At 71.9% G+C, this 13,896-nt stretch carries 12 protein-coding genes; 11 read left to right on the forward strand and 1 reads right to left on the reverse strand.

Features of this window, described 5'->3' with window-relative positions; translation table 11 throughout:
• The first annotated feature begins 67 nt into the window (after positions 1 to 67).
• Both ACZ7C5_RS16135 and ACZ7C5_RS16140 read left to right on the forward strand, forming a co-directional pair.
• Entirely contained in the window at positions 68 to 592 is a 525-nt protein-coding gene (locus ACZ7C5_RS16135) for an LOG family protein (protein WP_401083695.1), read from the forward strand.
• Positions 593 to 605: 13 nt separating this feature from the next.
• The gene (locus tag ACZ7C5_RS16140) at positions 606 to 1,295 is read left to right on the forward strand and encodes an SDR family oxidoreductase (protein WP_401083697.1); all 690 of its coding nucleotides are present in this window, start codon (positions 606 to 608) and stop codon (positions 1,293 to 1,295) included.
• Positions 1,296 to 1,804: 509 nt separating this feature from the next.
• Here the strand turns inward: ACZ7C5_RS16140 and ACZ7C5_RS16145 are convergent.
• The gene (locus ACZ7C5_RS16145) at positions 1,805 to 1,930 is read right to left on the reverse strand and encodes a hypothetical protein (RefSeq protein WP_401083699.1); all 126 of its coding nucleotides are present in this window, start codon (positions 1,928 to 1,930) and stop codon (positions 1,805 to 1,807) included.
• 7 nt (positions 1,931 to 1,937) lie between these two features.
• Here ACZ7C5_RS16145 and ACZ7C5_RS16150 point away from each other — a divergent pair, with 7 nt between their 5' ends.
• The 9 genes from ACZ7C5_RS16150 (at position 1,938) to ACZ7C5_RS16190 (ending at position 13,891) form a co-directional block, all read left to right on the forward strand.
• Positions 1,938 to 3,863 carry a right-handed parallel beta-helix repeat-containing protein gene (locus tag ACZ7C5_RS16150; protein WP_470322771.1) on the forward strand — a complete coding sequence of 642 codons (1,926 nt, stop codon included), beginning with the start codon at positions 1,938 to 1,940 and terminating at the stop codon, positions 3,861 to 3,863.
• A gap of 98 nt (positions 3,864 to 3,961) precedes the next feature.
• On the forward strand, positions 3,962 to 4,972 hold the full coding sequence (locus ACZ7C5_RS16155) for a methionine synthase (RefSeq protein WP_470322772.1): 1,011 nt from the start codon (positions 3,962 to 3,964) through the stop codon (positions 4,970 to 4,972).
• A gap of 19 nt (positions 4,973 to 4,991) precedes the next feature.
• Positions 4,992 to 7,280, forward strand: coding sequence for an NAD-dependent DNA ligase LigA (gene ligA, locus ACZ7C5_RS16160; protein WP_470322773.1), 2,289 nt, complete (start codon positions 4,992 to 4,994; stop codon positions 7,278 to 7,280).
• A 311-nt stretch (positions 7,281 to 7,591) separates the two neighbouring features.
• Positions 7,592 to 9,415: a putative bifunctional diguanylate cyclase/phosphodiesterase gene (locus tag ACZ7C5_RS16165; RefSeq protein WP_470322774.1), complete on the forward strand. Its 1,824-nt coding sequence runs from the start codon at positions 7,592 to 7,594 to the stop codon at positions 9,413 to 9,415.
• A 275-nt stretch (positions 9,416 to 9,690) separates the two neighbouring features.
• Positions 9,691 to 9,987 (forward strand): Asp-tRNA(Asn)/Glu-tRNA(Gln) amidotransferase subunit GatC, encoded by a 297-nt coding sequence (gene gatC / locus ACZ7C5_RS16170; protein WP_030057414.1) that lies wholly within the window; start codon positions 9,691 to 9,693, stop codon positions 9,985 to 9,987.
• A gap of 5 nt (positions 9,988 to 9,992) precedes the next feature.
• On the forward strand, positions 9,993 to 11,501 hold the full coding sequence (gene gatA, locus ACZ7C5_RS16175; RefSeq protein ID WP_188298354.1) for an Asp-tRNA(Asn)/Glu-tRNA(Gln) amidotransferase subunit GatA: 1,509 nt from the start codon (positions 9,993 to 9,995) through the stop codon (positions 11,499 to 11,501).
• Positions 11,498 to 11,758 carry a hypothetical protein gene (locus tag ACZ7C5_RS16180; RefSeq protein ID WP_401083709.1) on the forward strand — a complete coding sequence of 87 codons (261 nt, stop codon included), beginning with the start codon at positions 11,498 to 11,500 and terminating at the stop codon, positions 11,756 to 11,758. Before gatA ends, ACZ7C5_RS16180 begins: the two co-directional genes overlap by 4 nt.
• A 171-nt stretch (positions 11,759 to 11,929) precedes the next feature.
• The gene (gene gatB / locus ACZ7C5_RS16185; protein ID WP_401083766.1) at positions 11,930 to 13,432 is read left to right on the forward strand and encodes an Asp-tRNA(Asn)/Glu-tRNA(Gln) amidotransferase subunit GatB; all 1,503 of its coding nucleotides are present in this window, start codon (positions 11,930 to 11,932) and stop codon (positions 13,430 to 13,432) included.
• A gap of 300 nt (positions 13,433 to 13,732) precedes the next feature.
• Positions 13,733 to 13,891 carry a hypothetical protein gene (locus ACZ7C5_RS16190; protein ID WP_188298359.1) on the forward strand — a complete coding sequence of 53 codons (159 nt, stop codon included), beginning with the start codon at positions 13,733 to 13,735 and terminating at the stop codon, positions 13,889 to 13,891.
• The last annotated feature ends 5 nt before the right edge of the window (positions 13,892 to 13,896 follow it).

Below are 13,896 nucleotides of genomic sequence, written 5' to 3' on the forward strand. Positions count from 1 at the left end.
CCCAGGAGCCCGCCCGGGGCAATTCCGGTGAGCGGGTGGCCGGGCGCGTGATAGACCAGACGACATTATGAACATCTCTGTCTTCTGCTCCGCGTACTCGCTCGACGACCGCTACTCCGCCCCCGCCGCGGAGTTCGCCCGGCTCCTGGGGGAGGGCGGGCACACCCTGGTGTGGGGCGGCTCGAACGCCGGGCTGATGGGGCTCCTCGCCGACGAGGTGAAGGCGGCCGGCGGCCGACTGGTCGGTGTGATGGTCGAGATGCTGAGGCACAAGGCGTACGTCGGCGCCGACGAACTCGTCTGGACGGCCGACCTCCCGGAGCGCAAGCGGGAGCTGGCCTCGCGGGCGGACGCGATCGTCGTCCTGGTCGGCGGGCTGGGCACCCTGGACGAGGTCACCGAGGTGCTGGAGCTCAAGAAGCACGGGATGTTCGACAAGCCGGTGGTCGTGCTGGACACCGAGGGCTTCTACTCGGGCCTGCGGACCCAGATGGAGCGGATGGACGCCGAGGGCTTCCTGCCCCGCCCGCTCGCCGAGCTGATCACCTTCGCGCAGACGCCCGCCGAGGTGTTCGCCCAGCTCAAGGCCTGAGAGGATCGCAACCATGGCTGCACATCTGATCACCGGCGCCGGCTCCGGCATCGGCGCCGTCCTCACCGAGAAGCTCGCCGAGCGCGGGGAAGAGCTCTGGCTGCTGGCCCGCGACGCCCGTCGGGCCGCCGAGCTGCGCGAGCGCTTCCCCGGGGCGAAGACGCTGGCCGGCGACCTCGGCGACCCGGGCAAGCTGTCCTGGGCCTTCGGCCACCAGCAGCTGCCCGTCCGGCTGGACTCGCTGCTGCACGTCGCGGGCGTGGTCGAGCTCGGCCCGGTCGGCGACCTGACGCCCAAGGCCTGGCAGGAGACGCTCAACGTCAACCTCGTCGCCCCCGCCGAGCTGACCCGGCTGCTGCTGCCGTCCCTGCGGCTCGCCAAGGGGCACGTCGTCTTCGTCAACTCCGGTGCCGGCCTGCGCGCCGACGCCGAGTGGTCGGCGTACGCGGCCAGCAAGCACGGCCTCAAGGCGCTCGCCGACTCGCTGCGCGTCGAGGAGCACGCCAACGGGGTCCGGGTCACCTCGGTCTACCCCGGCCGGACCGCCACCGCGATGCAGGTCAAGGTGCACCAGCAGGAGGGCAAGGAGTACGACGCGGACCGCTGGATCGAGCCCGAGTCCGTCGCCAAGGCCGTCCTCGCCGCCCTCGACGCCTCCCGGGACGCGGAGATCACCGACATCACCGTCCGCCCCGGACGGTAGCGCGCCGCACGGGACGTCGGCCCGGCCGACTTCCCACGCGTTCGCCGCGGGGTCGTGGTCCCGCCCGGCCCGGCTCCCATGGCAACCGGCCCCCGTGTCCGAGCCCCGCGCTCGGACACGGGGGCCGTTCGCATGCGGTCCGTTGGCCTGCGGAAAGACGTTGTCGCAGCCCATTCGGTTGTGGAATGATCCGCTCCGCCCTCCAGTCGATCACTTTCGGACACAGGAGGGGCAGAAAGCGCCATCGGCGCTTCAGAGTGCCAGGGGGCTCCCATTTCCAGATTCCGCACAGCCCTCGCTGTCGGTGCGACGCTGCTCGGGGCGGTCGGCCTGCCGGCCGTCGGCGCGGGTGTCGCGGCCGCGGCGGGCGGCACGCTCCACGTCAACAACGCCGCGGGTGCGAACTGCACCGACAGCGGCAGCGGCGCCCAGCCGGCGCCGTTCTGCACGATCGGCGCTGCGGCGGCCGTCGTCCAGCCGGGACAGACGGTCGAGATCGCCGACGGCGTCTACGCCGAGAACCTGACCTTCACCCGGTCGGGCACGGCCGAGGCGCCGATCACCTTCCGTGCCAGGAAGGAGGAGTTCTCCCCGGGCGGCGGCGCGAGGATCGGCGACTGGAACAAGCCGGTCAACGGCCTCGTGGTCAAGGGCGCCGGCTACCTCCGCTTCGAGAACCTCATCGTCAACTCCGCCTTCCAGAAGCCGACGGTGCTGGTCGACGGCGCCCACGACGTGTCGTTCGACAACATCGACGTCTCGGGCGGCAACGGCATCCGGATCACCAACGGTTCGGACAAGGTCCTCTTCGGCCGCGGCGCTTTCGGCTACGTGCAGGGTCCGGCGGTCACCGTGGACGGCGGCTCCACCGGCACGGTGGTGACCACCAACCAGGTCCAGGCCAACTACGTGCCGGAGATGACCGGCATCCTGGTCAAGGACGCCCCGAACACCGTCGTGGTGAGCAACAGTGTCACCTCCTCCTGCTTCGCCGGGATCGTGCTGGACGGCACCTCGACCGGCGCCGTGGTCGAGAACAACGTGGTGAACACCGCGAAGAACCAGAACTCGGCCTGCGCCGACCCGGCCACCGCCACCGGGATCACCGTCGGGGCGAACGCCGTCGCGGGCACCAAGGCCGACTACAACCTGATCGACCCGAGCAGCGGTGCCGCGGCCTACAAGTGGGCCGGCACGCCGTACACCACCCAGGCCGCGTTCACCGGGGCCACCGGCCAGGGGACGCACGACTTCGTCGCCTCGACCTGGGTGCAGAAGGGCCCGGACGCGCCCGTCGACCACCGGATCGACTCGGCCGACGAGAACGCCCCCGGCATGCTGCCGTCCGACCGCGGCGCCTGGGCCCCGGTCGACAACCCGACGATCGCCAACACCGGTACCGGCAGCGGCATCCGCGACCGCGGCGCCTACGAGGACCTCGACACCGGCAGCGCGTTCACCCCGGCCGGTCCGACCCGGCTGCTGGACACCCGCGCGCCGATCGGCGTGCCGACGGCGCGGGCCGTCCCGGCGTTCGGCACCGTCGACCTCCCGGTGACGGGCGTCGCCGGCGTTCCGGCGGAGGGCGTGACGGCCGTGACGCTGAACGTGACGGTGACCGACCCGCAGCAGGACGGGCACCTCACCGTGTACCCGCACGGTGACGAGGCACCGACCGCCTCCAACCTCAACTGGACGGCCGGGCGGACGATTCCGAACCTGGTGACGGTGCCGGTGAAGGACGGCAAGGTGTCGTTCTACAACGCCTCCGGCGGCACCACCCACGTGATCGCCGACCTGGAGGGCTACTTCAGCCCCAAGGGTTCGCTGTTCCACCCCCAGGGCCCGACCCGGCTGCTGGACACCCGCGCGCCGATCGGCGTCCCGGCCGCCCAGGCCGTGCCCGCCTGGGGCACCGTCGACCTCCCGGTGAGCGGTGCCGCGGGCGTCCCGGCGTCCGGTGTCACCGCGGTGACGATGAACGTGACGGTGACCGACCCGAAGCAGGAGGGCCACCTCACCGTCTACCCGCACGGTGACGCGCCACCGAGCGCCTCCAACCTCAACTGGACGGCGGGGCGGACGATCCCGAACCTGGTGACGGTGCCGGTGAAGGACGGCAAGGTGTCGTTCCACAACGCCTCCGGCGGCACCGTGCACGTGATCGCCGACCTCGCCGGCTACTACGCCACCGACGGCAAGCTCAGCTACCGCCCGGCCGGTCCGTACCGGGTCCTCGACACCCGCCAGGACACCTACTGGGAGTCGGGCACCCGCCCCGCGGGCACCGTCCCGGCGTGGGGCACGCTGGACGTCCCGTTCGAGGTCCCCGGCGCCACGGCGCTGACCCTCAACGTGACGGTCACCGAGCCGGGCACCGAGGGCCACCTCACCGTGTATCCGCACGGCGGCGCGGCGCCGAACGCCTCGAACCTGAACTTCCTGCCCGGCGAGACCATCCCCAACCAGGTGGTCGTCCCGATCAAGGACGGCAAGGTCTCGTTCTACAACGCGAGCGGCGCTCCGCTGCACCTGATCGTCGACCTGTCCGGCTACCAGGCGTACTGATCCCGCCGGCGAACGAACGGCCCCGGTACCGAGCCCCGCGCCCGGTACCGGGGCCGTCGGCGTGAGCGGGCCCCGCCCGGCTGAGTAGGCTCGGGCGGGTGAGCACCCCACATCCCTTCCCCGACCTGCGCGGCGCCGCCACCGGCGTCGGCTCGCTGCCCGGCACCGACGCCCGGGAGGCGGCCAAGACCGCCACCGGCGCGCTGGAGCACCTGCCGTTCCTGCCCGAGCTGCCCGCGCGCGGGCCCGGCGCCGACATGATCGGGCGCGGCGCCGGCCTCCTGGTCGAGCTGTTCGCGCAGACCGAGCCCAGCGGCTGGCGGTTCGCCGACCGTCCCGGCCGGGACACCCGGCGGGCCCACTCCTGGCTCGGCGAGGACCTGGACGCGCTGGAGGAGTTCACCCAGGGCTACCAGGGCGCGCTCAAGCTCCAGGCCGTCGGCCCCTGGACGCTGGCGGCGAACGTCGAGCTGAAGCACGGCGAGAAGGCGCTGTCCGACCACGGGGCCTGCCGCGACATCGCGGGCTCGCTCACCGAGGGCTTGCGCCGCCACCTCGCGGACGTCCGCGGGCGGGTGCCGGGCGCGCAGCTCGTCCTCCAGCTGGACGAGCCCTCGCTGCCCGCCGTCCTGTCCGGGTCGGTGAAGACCGCCAGCGGCTTCCAGCGGCTGCGCGCCGTCGACCGGCAGGTCGCCGAGGAGGTGCTGCGGGAGGTGATCCGGAGCCTCGACGTGCCCGTGGTGGTGCACAGCTGTGCCCCGGACGTCCCGGTCCCGCTGCTGCGCCGCGCCGGAGTCGCCGGGATCTCCCTCGACTTCTCCCTCCTCACCGAGCGCCAGGACGACGACCTGGGCGAGGCCGTGGAGGCGGGCACGGCGATCCTCGCTGGTGTCGTTCCCGCCACTGACCAGGCAGTGTCCGACCCTGCCGGTAGTGTCCAGGGTGTCAGGACCCTGTGGCGCAGGCTCGGGTTCGCCCCGGAGCTGCTGGGCCGCCGCGTGCTGGTGACGCCGACCTGCGGGCTGTCCGGGGCCTCCCCGGCGTACGCGCGCAAGGCGCTGTCGCTCGCGTCGCGGGCGGCACAGAGCCTGGTGGACAACCCGGAATGAGAACGTAGGAGGGCTTGCGGTGACGGCTGTCGAGGGCTGGGAGGACGTCCCGGCGGAGGTGCGCAGGCGGCACGCCGAGCTGGCACAGGAGATCACCGACCACCGCGCCCGGTACTACGAGCAGGACGCCCCGATCGTCAGCGACGCCGAGTTCGACGCCCTGATGCGGGAGCTGGAGGTGATCGAGGCCGAGCACCCGGCCCTGGTCACCCCGGACTCGCCGACGCAGAAGGTCGGCGGCGACGTCGCGGAGGGCTTCACCAAGGTCGAGCACCGGGAGCGGCTGCTCAGCCTCGACAACGCGATGGACGACGAGGAACTCGCCGCCTGGGCCGAGCGGGTCGCCCGCGAGCTGGACGGCATCGACTACCACTACCTGTGCGAGCTCAAGGTGGACGGCCTGGCCGTCAACCTCACCTACGAGCGCGGCGAGCTGGTGCTCGCCGCGACCCGGGGCACCGGCCGGGTCGGCGAGGACATCACCGCCAACGTCCGCACCATCAAGGAGATCCCGCACCGCCTCAAGGGCGAGGACATCCCCGAGCTGGTGGAGATCCGCGGTGAGGTGTTCCTCCCGACCGAGGCCTTCGAGGAGCTGAACGCCTCGCTCGCGGCCGAGAACGAGCGCCGCAGGGCGGAGAACGAGGCGCGCGCCGAGGAGGGCAAGCGCCCGCAGGCCCTCCTCAAGCTGTTCGCCAACCCCCGCAACGCCGCCGCCGGTTCGCTGCGCCAGAAGGACCCGCACGTCACCGCCTCCCGTCCGCTGCACATGGTGGTGCACGGCATCGGCGCCCGGACGGGGTTCGACATCGACTGCCAGTCGCACGCCTACGACCTGCTGCGCGCGTGGGGCCTGCCGACCGCCCGGCACAACAGGGTGGTCGGGACCCTCGACGAGGTGCGGGAGTTCATCCGGCAGTTCGGCGAGCAGCGGCACTCGGTCGAGCACGAGATCGACGGCGTCGTGGTCAAGGTGGACGAGATCGCCCTCCAGGGCCGGCTCGGATCCACCTCCAAGTCCCCGCGCTGGGCGATCGCCTGGAAGTACCCGCCGGAGGAGGTCACCGGCAGGCTGGCGCAGATCCGGGTCGGCATCGGGCGCACCGGCCGGGCGACCCCGTTCGCGGTGCTGGCCGAGCCGGTCAAGGTCGCCGGTTCGATGGTGCAGTACGCGACGCTGCACAACCAGGAGATCGTCAAGGCGAAGGGCGTGCTGCTCGGCGACACGATCGTGCTGCGCAAGGCCGGTGACGTGATCCCGGAGATCCTCGGGCCGGTGGAGGACCTGCGGGACGGCACCGAGCAGGAGTTCGTGATGCCCTCGCACTGCCACGAGTGCGGGGCCGAGCTGCGTCCGATGTCCGAGGGCGACATCGATCTGCGATGCCCCAACGCCCAGTTCTGCCCGGCCCAGATCCGGGAGCGGATCGCCTTCCTGGGCGGCCGCTCCTCGCTGGACATCGACGGCCTCGGCTACGTCGCGGCCACCGCGCTGACCCAGCCGCTGGAGCCGGCCGAGGCGCCGGTGAAGGACGAGGGCGACATCTTCGGGCTGACCATGGAGCAGCTGCTGCCGATCCAGGTGCTGGTGCGCGACCAGAAGACGGGCATGCCGAAGCTGGACGACCGGACCGGCAAGGAGAAGAAGGCCACCTTCTTCGCCAACCAGAAGGGCGAGCCCAAGAAGACGGCCGGTCTCCTGCTGGAGAACCTGGAGAAGGTCAAGGAGCGTCCGCTCTGGCGCTTCCTCAACGGGCTCTCGATCCGGCACGTGGGGCCGGTCGCCGCGCAGGAGCTGGCCCGGGAGTTCCGAGACCTGGACCGGATCTTCTCGGCCACCGAGGAGGAGCTGGCCGCCGTCGAGGGGGTCGGGCCGATCATCGCCCGGTCCGTGGTCGAGTGGTACCAGGAGGAGTGGCACCGCGACATCCTGGAGAAGTGGCGCACCGCCGGCGTCCGCTTCACCGAGGAGTTCGCGGACGAGGAGGAGGCGGACCGTCCGCTGGAGGGCCTGACCGTCGTGGTGACCGGCACCCTGGCCGGCCACACCCGGGACGGCGCCAAGGAGGCGCTGACCTCGCGCGGAGCGAAGGTGACCGGTTCGGTTTCGAAGAAGACCGATTTTGTGGTCGCCGGTGACAATCCAGGGTCCAAGTATGACAAGGCCGTTCAGCTCGGCCTGCCGGTCCTGGACGACGCCGGGTTCGCCGTGCTGCTCGCCGACGGGCCGGCCGCCGCCCGTGCCCACCTGGGACTTCCGGAGCCGGAGGGGGCGGAGGAGGCGAAGAAGGAGCCCGTCGAGGACTGACCCGGGCGGCCGGTGACCGGATCGGTGTTGTTATCGTCCTGATGCAGCGTCATCGGGTGCCGCCCTGTGAAAGCGGGCATTGTGTCACTGTGCGACACCCGGGCGCGGTGGCGCGTTTCCGGTTGTCCGAAAGTCTGCCCACCGGGTGGACCCCGGCATACCCTGGAGCGCAACAGAGTGTCAGCAGGGGTGGGGGCACCGGCTGGGCCGGTGTTCCGCGGGGTCGCTCCATGCCCGGCAGCTGTCGGTACCGGCACGGTGCCTCACCGTAAGGCGGCCTGACGGGGCGGGCCCGACGGAGGACAGGGCTTATGGATCGTACGACCGGCGGTGCGCCCACACGCCCGCCGCAGGGGGTGGCGGGGGCGGTCCTGCTGCTCGGCGTGCTGCTGGCCGGAGCCGCGCCGCTCATCCCGCTGGCCGTCCTGGTCTACCGGTACGAACCCGAGTTGCTGCCGCTGTTCGCCGTGCCCCTGGCGGTGCTGGTGGCGGCCTGGCGGATCGCCCGGGACCGCGCCCGCGACCAGCTGACCGATCCCCTGACGGACCTGCCCAACCGTCAGGCCCTGCTGCTGGCCGCCCAGGAGGCGATCGCGGAGTGTGAACAGGGCTACAGCGTCGGTCTCATCCTGCTCGATCTCGACCGCTTCCGGTCGCTCAACGACACACTCGGTCATACGGCCGGCGACCGGCTGCTGGTTCACATCGCCCGCCGGCTGCACCGGGCACTGCGCTCCGGCGGTCCGGCCGGCAGCGCCACCCGGGAGTCCATCGACGACGTCTTCGCCGGCCTGCCCAGGCACTACCGCCGCGGCCGTCCGATGGTGGCCAGGATGGGCGGCGACGAGTTCGCCGTCCTGCTGCCCGGCATCAACTGCCCGGACAGCCTGGAACGGGTCGCCAAGGCGCTGATCGCCGAACTCGCCGCCCCGATCCGGCTGGACGGACTGCTGCTCGTCCTGGAGGCCAGCGGCGGCGTCTGCGTCTACCCGCAGCACGCCCAGGACGCCGAGTCGCTGCTGCGCCGGGCCGACGTCGCGATGGGCCACGCCCAGCGCGGATGCAGCGGCGTGGCCCAGTACGACGAGACCCAGGACGCCGACACCCCGTACCGGATCGGTCTGCTGGGGGACCTGCGCCGGGCGCTGGAGGCCGGCGAGGTGCAGCTGCACTACCAGCCGAAGGTGGCCTTCGACGGCCGGGTGGTCGGCCTGGAGGCGCTGCTGCGCTGGGAGCGGCCAGGGCAGGGGAAGGTCTCGCCGGACGAGTTCGTCGGGCTCGCCGAGTCCAGCGGCCTGATGCCCCGGCTCACCGACTACGTGCTGGAGGCGGCCGTCGGCCAGCTCGCGTACTGGCGCGAACAGGGCCTCCAGGTGCAGGTCGCGGTCAACGTCTCGCCGCGCGACGTGCTCAACCCCGGCTTCGCCCAGCGGGTGGCCGGGCACCTCGTGCGCCACCAGGTGCCCGCCCACGCGCTCCAGCTGGAGATCACCGAGCGGCTGCTGCTGGACGACTCCCGGCGGGCCGCCGACACCCTGGCCGAACTGCGCGGCTACGGCGTCGGGATGTCCCTGGACGACTTCGGCACCGGGCACTCCTCGCTGGTGCGGCTGCGCAGCCTGCCGGTCGGCGAGCTGAAGATCGACCGCTCCTTCGTCTCCCGGATGGTCGCCGACGACCACGACGCGGCGGTGGTCCGCTGCTCGGTGGAGCTCGCCCACTCGCTGGGCCTGACCGTGGTCGCCGAGGGCGTCGAGGACGACGAGACCTGGGAGCGGCTGCACTGCATGGGCGTGGACGCCGTCCAGGGCTGGCTGGTGTCGGCGGCGCTGCCGGCCGAGCAGGCCACCGCCTGGCTGCGGGTGCACCGCACCGGCGCCCCGCCGGTGGAGCGGCTCGGCGTACCGCCCCAGCTGCACGCCGGCTTCCAGCCGGCCCAGGGCACCAGGCCGATCGCCCAGCCCGTCAGGCCGCCGGTGCTGCCGGTGCTGCCGCCGACGCTCCCGCCGTGCCGGCCGCCGGTCATCCCGCCCACGCTGCCGCCGGTGGCGCCGGTGGCCCAGGTGGCGCAGGTGGCGCAGGCCGCCCACATGGAGATCAATCCGCAGGGCTGGGCCCGCACCAGGCCGCAGTAGCACCAGACCGCGGCTGCACCAGGCCGCGGCGGAACCCGGCGGACGGCGCGGCCGGGGGCACCCGCAGGACGTCGCGCCGGGGCGGTGACGGGGTGGTGACGGGGCGGTGACGGGCGCCTCGGTTCACGCGTTGGCCGGTGGCCGGTCCCGGCCCCATAGGATGGGGTCCAAAGACCACGAGGACGGAGCGTCGAACCCGGCTGCTCCGACCCGGGCCCGGCACCGTCCGCAAGGCACCGCCGGGCCTCACCAGAACTCACCCTGAGGATCGCTGCATGCCTGGCATCACGCGCGAGGAGGTCGCCCACCTCGCCCGGCTGTCGCGTCTTGAGCTGAAGCCCGAAGAGCTGGACCACTTCGCCGAGCAGCTCGACGTGATCATCGGCGCGGTCGCCCGCGTTTCCGAGGTCGCCGGACAGGACGTCCCGCCGACCTCCCACCCGCTGCCGCTGACCAACGTCATGCGCGCGGACGAGGTACGGCCGTCGCTCACCCCGGAGCAGGCGCTGTCCGGCGCCCCCGCCGCCGAGGAGCAGCGATTCCGTGTGCCGCAGATTCTCGGGGAGGACTGACCGAAATGACCGAGCTGATCCCCACGCCGATCATCAAGTGGACGGCCGCCGAGACCGCGGGTGCCATCGCCAAGGGCGAGGTGTCCGCCGTCGAGGTCGCGCAGGCCCACCTGGACCGCATCGACGCGGTCGACAAGAAGGTCAACGCCTTCCTGCACGTCGACACCGAGGGCGCGCTGGCCGCGGCCAGGGCCGTCGACGAGAAGCGCGCCAAGGGCGAGGAGCTGGGCCCGCTGGCCGGCGTCCCGCTCGCGCTCAAGGACGTCTTCACCACCAAGGGCATCCCGACCACCTGCGGCTCGAAGATGCTCGAAGGCTGGATCCCGCCGTACGACGCCACGCTGACCGGCCGTCTCAAGGACGCCGGCGTGGTCATCCTCGGCAAGACCAACATGGACGAGTTCGCGATGGGCTCCTCCACCGAGAACTCCGCGTACGGCGTGACCGGCAACCCGTGGGACCTGTCCCGCATCCCCGGCGGCTCCGGCGGCGGTTCGGCCGCCGCGCTGGCCGCCTTCGAGGCCCCGCTGGCGATCGGCACCGACACCGGCGGCTCGATCCGCCAGCCCGGCGCCGTCACCGGCACCGTCGGCGTCAAGCCGACCTACGGCTCGGTGTCCCGCTACGGCCTGGTGGCGTTCTCGTCCTCGCTCGACCAGGGCGGCCCGTGCGCCCGCACCGTGCTGGACGCGGCGCTGCTGCACGAGGCCATCGCCGGGCACGACCCGCTGGACTCCACCTCGATCGACGCGCCCGTCCCGGCCGTGGTCGAGGCCGCGAGGATGCGCGACGTCCGCGGCATGCGGATCGGCGTCGTCAAGGAGTTCGCCGGCGAGGGCTACCAGGCCGGCGTGATGCAGCGCTTCGACGAGTCGGTGGAGCTGCTGCGCGAGCTGGGCGCCGAGGTCGTCGAGGTCTCCTGCCCGTCCTTCACCCTGGCGCTGCCGGCGTACTACCTGATCGCGCCCAGCGAGTGCTCCTCCAACCTGGCCCGCTTCGACGCCATGCGCTACGGCCTGCGGGTCGGCGACGACGGCACCCGCTCGGCCGAGGAGGTCACCGCCCTGACCCGCGAGGCCGGCTTCGGCCCCGAGGTGAAGCGCCGCATCATCCTGGGCACCTACGCCCTGTCCTCGGGCTACTACGACGCCTACTACGGCTCGGCCCAGAAGGTCCGCACGCTCATCTCGCGCGACTTCGACGCCGCCTTCGCGGGCGTGGACGTGCTGGTCTCGCCGACCACGCCGACCACCGCCTTCCCGATCGGCGAGCGCGCCGACGACCCGATGGCGATGTACCTGGCAGACCTGTGCACGATTCCGTCGAACCTGGCGGGCAACGCGGCCATGTCGCTGCCGGTCGGCCTGGCCCCGGAGGACAATCTCCCGGTCGGCCTCCAGATCATCGCACCCGCGATGGCGGACGACCGCCTGTACCGCGTGGGCGGCGCCGTCGAGGCCGCACTCAACGACAAGTGGGGGCACACCCTGCTGGAGGAGGCACCGGCACTGTGAGCAAGATCGAGAAGGCGAAGTCCCAGTCCGCTTCGCTCAAGGGGTGGAAGCACTCGAAGCCCGGCCTGTGGCTGTCCATCGGCACCAGCGCGTTCGGCGCGATCTCCATCGCCAAGGACGTCCGCAAGGCCCGCGCGGAGAGCGACACCCTCAAGCTGGTCAACGCGCTGGTCGGCGCGGCCGCGCTGGTCACCGGCACCGCCCTGCTGGTGCGCGAGCTGCGTCACCTGGGCTCCGACGACGTGCTGCTGGGCTAGCAGCCGTGGCGGGCCCGGGCTGACGGCCCGGGCCCGCCGTGCCCACGGGGAAGAACAAGGACGTCCGCCCAAACACATCGGCCTTGAGCTTCTCTCCCAGCTGCCGTCGTACCAACGATGGCGTGTGGACACCGAAGACGCACTGAAGACGAAGGGATTCCTGTGAGCACCATGAATCTGGTGTCCTACGACGACGCACTGGCCTCCTACGACCCGGTGATGGGCCTTGAGGTCCACGTCGAGCTGGGTACCAAGACCAAGATGTTCTGCGGCTGCTCGACCGAGCTGGGCGCCGAGCCGAACAGCCAGACCTGCCCGACCTGTCTGGGCCTGCCGGGCTCGCTGCCGGTGGTCAACGCGACCGGCGTGGAGTCGGCCGTCAAGATCGGCCTCGCGCTGAACTGCGAGATCGCCGAGTGGTGCCGGTTCGCGCGGAAGAACTACTTCTACCCGGACATGCCCAAGAACTTCCAGACCTCGCAGTACGACGAGCCGATCGCCTTCAACGGCTACCTCGACGTGCAGCTGGAGGACGGCACGACCTTCCGGGTGGAGATCGAGCGCGCCCACATGGAGGAGGACACCGGCAAGTCCAGCCACGTCGGCGGGGCCACCGGCCGCATCCACGGCGCCACCCACTCGCTGCTCGACTACAACCGGGCCGGCATCCCGCTGATCGAGATCGTCACCAAGCCGATCGAGGGGGCCGGCGAGCGCGCCCCCGAGGTCGCCAAGGCGTACGTCGCCGAACTGCGCGAGCTGATCAAGGCGCTGGGCGTCTCCGAGGCCCGGATGGACAAGGGCCAGATGCGCTGCGACGTCAACCTGTCGCTGCGCCCGAACGGCACCGAGACCTTCGGCACCCGCTCGGAGACCAAGAACGTCAACTCGCTGCGCAGCGTGGAGCGGGCCGCCCGGTTCGAGATCCAGCGGCACGCCACGGTGCTCACCGACGGCGGCACGATCATCCAGGAGACCCGTCACTTCCACGAGGAGGACGGCAGCACCACCTCGGGCCGGATCAAGGACAACGCCGAGGACTACCGCTACTTCCCCGAGCCGGACCTGGTGCCGGTGGCCCCCGCCCGGGAGTGGGTCGAGGAGCTGCGCGCCGCCCTGCCCGAGCTGCCGCGGGTGCGCCGCGCCCGGCTCCAGGCCGAGTGGGGCCTGTCCGACAAGGACATGCAGTCGGTGCTCAACGCCGGTGCGGTGGAGTCGATCCAGGAGACCATCGCGGCCGGCGCCCCCGCCGACCAGGCCCGCAAGTGGTGGATGGGCGAGCTGGCCCGCCGCGCCAACGAGACCGGCACCGAGCTGAGCGAGCAGCCGATCACCCCGGCGCAGGTCGCCCGGGTCGCCGCGCTGGTCGCCGAGGGCAAGCTGAACGACAAGCTGGCCCGCCAGGTCATCGAGGGCGTGCTGGCCGGCGAGGGCGAGCCGGACGAGATCGTCGGGAAGCGCGGCCTGGCCGTGGTCTCGGACGACTCCGCGCTGGGCGCCGCCGTCGACCAGGCCATCGCCGAGAACGAGGCGATCGCCGCCAAGATCCGCGACGGCAAGGTCGCCGCGGTGGGCGCGCTGGTCGGCGCGGTCATGAAGGCCACCCGCGGCCAGGCCGACGCGGCCCGGGTGAAGGATCTGATCCTGGAGCGGCTTGCCGTGGAAGGACAGTAGGCACAGCCCGGAAAGCTGGGCGCCTCCGACTGAGATGCTCCTCAGGCTGTCAACCCTGTCTTCCTAAGGCATCTAAGCCATCTAAGGCCCTCTAAGTAAGGCCTAAGGCCCGGTCTCACCTCTGTAATGGGGTGAGGTCGGGCCTTAAACCTTCTCCCGCGCCCGATCTGCCCCCGATCTAAGGCCTCCGGGCCCCGGAAGATGCGGCACGCTCCCGATGCGGCACCCCCCACTGGCGGAGGAAGCTCTTACTCGTCAGCAGGACGGCGAAACGCAGTGAGACCCGCAGGGGGAGCAGAGATGATCGAGTACCAGACCTTCCAGCAACAGGCCCACGAGCTCGTGGCCCGCGCCGAGCACGAGCGCCTGGTGCGCGAGGCCAAGGAGGCGAGCCGGCTGCGGCAGCGTCCGGTGGCCACCCGCTTCCAGCGGCGCCCCGTGCGTCAGCCCGAATGCTGACGGTC

Source organism: Kitasatospora sp. NPDC036993 (assembly GCF_055607525.1).